Raw genomic sequence first — 6222 nt, 5'->3', positions numbered from 1 at the left:
GATAACTCTGGCTCTGGCATGTCAGGTTCAGCAAAGGCATCGGCTAACGCTTCTTCTTCACTGTATTCTGGGAGCTCTAGGTCATCCAACTCTAGCGCGAGATCTTCCGCTTCAACTTGCTCTGGCTGTGACAATTCTGGCTCTGGCATGTCAGGTTCAGTAAAGGCATCGGCTAACGCTTCTTCTTCGCTGTATTCTGGGAGCTCTAGGTCACCTAACTCTAGTGCGGGTTCTTCCGCTTCAATCGCCTCTGGCTGCGATAACTCTGGCTCTGGCATGTCCAGTTCAGGTTCAGAAAAGGCATCGGCTAACGCTTCTTCTTCACTGTATTCTGGGAGCTCTAGGTCATCCAACTCTAGCGATAGTTCTTCCGCTTCAACTTGCTCTGGCTGCGACAATTCTGGCTCTGGCATGTCCAGTTCAGGTTCAGAAAAGGCATCGGCTAACGCTTCTTCTTCACTGTATTCTGGGAGCTCTAGGTCATCTAACTCTAATGCGAGGTCTTTCGCTTCCACCGGCTCTGGCTGCGACAATTCTGGCTCTGGCATGTCAGGTTCAGCAAAGGCATCGGCTAACGCTTCTTCTTCGCTGTATTCTGGGAGCTCTAAATCATCTAAGTCTAGCGCGGGCTCTTCCGCTCCAGCTTGCTCTGGTTGTGAAACTTCAAGCTCAGGCAGTTCAGGTTCTGGCTGCGTTACCTCTGGTTGGCTTGGTGGCTGATCATCAATCAACCAGTCGTCATCTGAAGGGATCCCAAACTCGTTTGGAACTGCCTCTGCCTGAGGCGTCGTTTCTGGTTCTGGAGTTTCATCTACTTCAGACTTCAGGAACTTCAGGAACTTCAGGAACTTCAGGAACTTCAGGAACTTCAGGAACTTCAGGAACTTCAGGAACTTCAGGAACTTCAGGAACTTCAGGAACTTCAGGAACTTCAGGAACTTCAGGAACTTCAGGAGATGCTGGCGCATTCTGCTCTTGTTGTGCAAGTGAATCTTCTTCAACAATTTCAGATTGTTCAGAACCTGACTCAGTAGCGAATTCCTCTAACTCAACCTGTGGTGTTTCTTCCACCATCAGAGAATCGTTCGAGTTATTTTCGACTTCATCAACAATAGAGTCTAACCATGCGTCTTCATCGTCTTCTGTTGAAGGCGAAGGCTGCTCTTGTTCAGCGACGTCTGCGCTAACATCTTGCTCAAGCTCAGGTTGTAAATCTTCGAGTTCTTCGAGATCTAGAGAAGCGTCAAGGCTTGGGTTTTCTACTTCATCAATCGCAGCAGATAACCAATCATCCTCATCTTCTTCTGGCTCTGGCTCTGGCTCTGGCTCTGGCTCTGGCTCTGGCTCTGGCTCTGGCTCTGGCTCTGGCTCTGGCTCTGGCTCTGGCAGTGTGATCTCTTCTGGCGCGGCGTCAAGTTCTAGGTCATCTTGTACAACGTCATCCAGTTCAAGTTCATCAAGCAGAGGATCCGCGTCTGGAGCGACATTAAGCATGTCATCGATGAACTCTTCACTCGCAAAGTCTTTCTCTTCTGCTTCTGCAAAAATGTCATCGACTGACTCTTCTGATGCCACTTGTTCTACAGGTGCATTTTCCGCTATAAGGTCATCAACTGAAACTTCTGGCTCTGAGGCGTTTTGCTCGATATCGAGTAATTCTTCGAATAGCTCCGAAGCATCATCATTCGCCAAAGGCTCATCTAGATCGAGCAATGACTCTGTGTTTTCTTCACTATCGGCACTAACGCTTGGTTCAATGGCCGACAGTTCGTCAAGCTCAGAGTCTAGATCAAACTCATCACTGCCATCGTCATCCATGAGTTCATCAAGAAGGTCAGTGCTGTCTTCATCGAGCTCGTCAGCAGTGATCAATTCATCAAAGAGATCCTCACCACTTTCTGCTTCTGGTTCAGAAGACGCGTCTAAAGTGCCTTCATCTATCAACTCATCTAATAATTCTGTACTGTTTGAGCTGATATCAACACTCTCTTCCTCGAGCATTTCATCCAGTAGTGCCGTTTCATCAATCGAATTAGCTTCAAGCGCATCGAGATCGGCTTGCGCATCCATCTGTGCAAAGATGTCGTCAATTTCACTGTCTGACGCAATATTTGGCGCTGAAGAACGATCATCTTCATCACTTAAATCGAAGCTGTCCTCTTCCTCAAGCAAGCTATCCATATCAAGATCGCCATCACTGTCGTCTTGGGCTTCATTGAAGAGATCATCGAGTAAAGATTGGTCTAACTCATTTGAATCAAGTTCTTCACTCTCTCCGTCATCCGCGAGTAAGGTATCAAAATCGTCTTGTGAGAAGCCGCCTTCATCAGAAAGATCGAACCCTTCCTCTTCCTCGCTATCAATAACGACTTCATCAAGCGCGCGTTCCATCTCCTCAAGACCTAGAGCTTTTTCATCGCCACTCACGCTGATGCCATTCGAACCAAGATCAGCGTCAGCCAGTGATTCATCTAAATCACCATCATCACCAATACCAGCAAATGGGTCATCGCCATCTTCACCTTCAAGGTTAAAATCTAAATCGCCGTCATCAAGATCGGCAAAGACATCGTCCGCCCCATCCTCTTTCAGATCAGTTTCGTCACCAAACAGCTCTTCTGTATCTGTGTCAGATTCACCGAACAGATCATCATCAAGAAGTAATTCGTCATCGATATCATCATCGAGTGTATCGGGCACCACAGGTGCGACAGGTGCTTGAGGCTGCTGCTCGACCACAGGAGCTTGCGGCTGTTCTTCTTTAGAACGGCGACCCAATAACATCATGACCAGTAAGCCAATCAATAGACCTGGAATGATCGCCAATGCCGCTACCAGCCACGTATTTGACATCAGCTGTTCGAAACCCGAAGGTGCCATTTTCTGTTCTTGAGAAACACGGTTGCGTTCTTCTTCAAGCAGTTTTTCCACTTCTCGACGAATACGGTCTTCATCGCTGAGTTCATCTTTTAGTACATCAACTTCTGACTGTACATTAGCGAGCATTAAACGAAGCTTGTGATTTTTCTCTTCAAGCGCGATCAACTCTGACTCGGATGTTTCCAGTTGGTTTTCTAATGATGTGACCTGGTTCTGCTTTTCTTTTTCAGCAATGACCTGGAGATCAGACGTGCTCTCTGATTTTGGCTCTGGCGTTTCAGCCTTCACAACATCGACAACAGGCTTAGTCGCAGGTGTCGTTGTAGGTTTAACAACGGGCGCAGTTGGCTTCTGAGCCGGTACCGCTTTACCAAGGCGAGCTTGGTGCGCAGCCATAACATTGACAGCCTCTTGCGTACTCACATTTTGTACTTGGCTCAATGAAGGGATACGGATGTTGCTGTATGGAATCAGTTCATGGATGTTCTGATTGTCAAACGCCTGAGGATTGAGTTGGTAAATGGCATAAAGCGTTTGTTGAACCGTCACCGAATTGGATGGGCGCAACTGCGTGGCAATGCCCCACAGCGTTTCTTGTTCGGAAGTAGGCCCATAGAATTGAGAAGGCTCGTCTGTCGCACGCACGTTTCGATTAAGCGGCTCAGAAAACTGTGGTGAAGATTGGATCTCACCAGTCGGCCCTTTAAGGCGAATGCTTTCCGCATTAACAATAGTAGTTTGAGTCACGGCAACCATTGCGAGTGGCAACAGTAGACGCTGTAAAAGTCGACGCATATAAGGCTCAGCTATGTGCTCAATTTAAAAAAATACAGTGATCTGTTAAATATATCGGATAAAGCCACTAAAACTATAGGTGTAGAGGCAAAAAATGTGTGCCTAACGCGATAATCGCATTAATCTCACACAATTTTTCTCGAAACGATTAAAAAAGCCTCACACTATGGCGAGGCTTTGATATTCATATTACTCACTGCGATCAGTAGTAATCGCGAATCAGTACTTCTGCAATCTGCACTGCATTGGTCGCAGCACCTTTACGTACGTTATCAGCGACAACCCAAAGGTTTACACCGCTATGGTGGCTGATATCGTTGCGGATTCGGCCGACCATGACATGGTCTTTACCACCCGCATCGCGAACTTGAGTTGGGAAGTCGTCACCTTGGAACACTTCAATGCCATCAGTCTGTTCAAGTAAGTTCGTGACTTCTTGTGCATCAATTGGCGCGCACGTTTCTAGATGAATCGCTTCTGCATGGCCGTAGAACACAGGAACACGAACACATGTTGGGTTGACTGTGATACCTGGATCATTAAAGATTTTTTGCGTTTCCCAAACCATTTTCATCTCTTCGCGGGTATAACCGTTTTCCATGAATTGATCGATTTGAGGAATACAGTTAAATGCGATTTGTTGTGAGAACGCTTCGGTGTCTGCTGGCATACCGTTAAGAAGCTTAGCCGTCTGACCAGCAAGCTCGTCAATCCCCGCTTTACCTGCACCAGACACTGATTGGTAAGTTGACACGTTAATACGTTCAATACCGACTGCGTCATGAATTGGTTTCAGCGCCACTAGCATTTGGATTGTTGAACAGTTCGGGTTCGCAATGATATTGCGGTTACGAAATTCAGCAATGGCTTCTGGGTTAACTTCAGGAATAACCAGAGGAATATCGTACTCGTAGCGGAACTGAGAGGTATTATCGATCACGATCACGCCTTCATCTGCAGCGATTGGGGCCCACTTGGCAGAGAGCTCGCCACCCGCAGAGAACAGTGCAATATGAGCTTGTGACCAATCGAACTCTTCAACATTTTGTACACGGATCGTTTTACCATTGAAACGGTACGTCTTGCCTTCGCTGCGTTCGCTTGCCAAAAGGTACAACTCCCCGACTGGAAACTTGCGCTCTTGTAGCACTTCAAGAATGGTTTCGCCTACTGCACCAGTAGCACCTAAAACAGCAACATTGTATTGTTGGCTCATTGATTTACCTCAACCTCAAAACCTAGTTTCTCTAGTGGTGATAATTGACAACTTTGATCACCGACTAACGTGACAGCACTGTATTCGCGACGATCCCAGTAGTTTTTGCGCATCAGGTCAAACGAACCCGGCTTACTGATTTCTCGGCGGAATAAGGCGTCATCTTTACGCACATCATAGACGAGCTGCGTGATATTGTGCAGGACTGATTCATCCCACTCACGGTCAAGTACCATTCGAGGTACCGGAGCCGTCGGCAACAAGTCGCTGGCATGCGCACGTAATTCTTTCTCTAAAAACTCGCAGTAGCTATTGAAAATCATCGTCGTACCGCGCGCCTTCCCTTCTAAACCATAACCGGCAACATGAGGGGTTGCGAATGCTAGCAGAGGCAGAAGCTCCATATCAACCTCTGGTTCAAACTCAAACACATCTAATGCCGCAATAAAGCCATCATTTTTTAGTAAACGTTGCTTAAGTGCGCTGTTATCTACGATAGGGCCGCGAGCAGCATTGATTAGAATTTGGTCACCGCGTAACTGATTAAGCACGGCTTCATTGATTAAATGGTGCGTTGGGTAATCACCATCGCGTGTGATTGGGGTGTGAAGTGTAATAATGTCAGCTTGTTCTAACAGCACTTCAAGCTCAGTAAAGGTACGAGTATCACCCTCTGCTTGTTTGATTGGGTCATTGATTAGAACATTGATACCAATGCCCTCAAGACATTGTTGTAAATAGCTTCCGACTTGACCTGCGCCGATGATACCGACTGTTTTATCGAACACTGAAAAACCGTGTTGCTGAGCCAATACCATCATGACGCTAAACGCATACTCGGCTACACCCACCTTGTTGCATCCCGGAGCAGCGGTGAAATAGATGCCTTTCTCTTCCAACAGCGCTTGATCAACATGATCCATGCCCGCGGTGGCGGTACCCACAAACTTTAATTTATTGGCTTTCGAAATCAGTTCAGCGTTCACTTTGGTGACGGAACGAATCATGAGTGCATCGACATCAATAAGATCGTCTGGCGTGAGTGTTCGGCCGGATTTCAATTCGACTTCGCCTAACTGGCTAAACAGCTGTTTAGCATAAGGCATGTTTTCATCAACTAGGATTTTCATCAGCTTATTTACTTAAATGGCAATTGACTTGATTGTGCAGAAAAGGGGTGCAGCTGTCGAGGGATTAATCTGTGCAACGGCTAGATAGAAAAATGCCCGGCTAAATTAGCCGGGCAAGCGTCCAGAACAAAAGGATCTTAACCCGCTCTCCATGGGTTAAAGTCTGCGTCTGTTCGATACACCATAAACGATGTATCAGCT

Annotated in this window: 3 protein-coding genes and 1 pseudogene; all 4 read right to left on the bottom strand. The window is 46.9% G+C overall.

Annotated features, from left to right (window positions below):
- Positions 1 to 731 (bottom strand): annotated as a pseudogene (locus tag EJ063_RS21255) (FimV/HubP family polar landmark protein); the annotation flags it as partial.
- Positions 732 to 816: 85 nt separating this feature from the next.
- A complete protein-coding gene (locus tag EJ063_RS13505; protein ID WP_244225188.1) occupies positions 817 to 3675 on the bottom strand; it encodes a FimV/HubP family polar landmark protein in 2859 nt (952 codons plus the stop codon).
- Between the two features lie 202 nt (positions 3676 to 3877).
- Positions 3878 to 4891, bottom strand: coding sequence for an aspartate-semialdehyde dehydrogenase (locus EJ063_RS13500; protein ID WP_126574801.1), 1014 nt, complete (start codon positions 4889 to 4891; stop codon positions 3878 to 3880).
- Positions 4888 to 6021: a 4-phosphoerythronate dehydrogenase gene (locus EJ063_RS13495; RefSeq protein WP_126574800.1), complete on the bottom strand. Its 1134-nt coding sequence runs from the start codon at positions 6019 to 6021 to the stop codon at positions 4888 to 4890. The genes EJ063_RS13500 and EJ063_RS13495 overlap by 4 nt, the downstream gene beginning before the upstream one ends.
- Between the last annotated feature and the right edge of the window lie 201 nt (positions 6022 to 6222).

The sequence above is a fragment of the Vibrio aquaticus genome (assembly GCF_003970385.1).
GTDB lineage: Bacteria > Pseudomonadota > Gammaproteobacteria > Enterobacterales > Vibrionaceae > Vibrio > Vibrio aquaticus.
The sequence above is the reverse complement of the archived record's forward strand: the minus strand, read 5'-3'. Positions and strand labels throughout refer to the sequence as shown.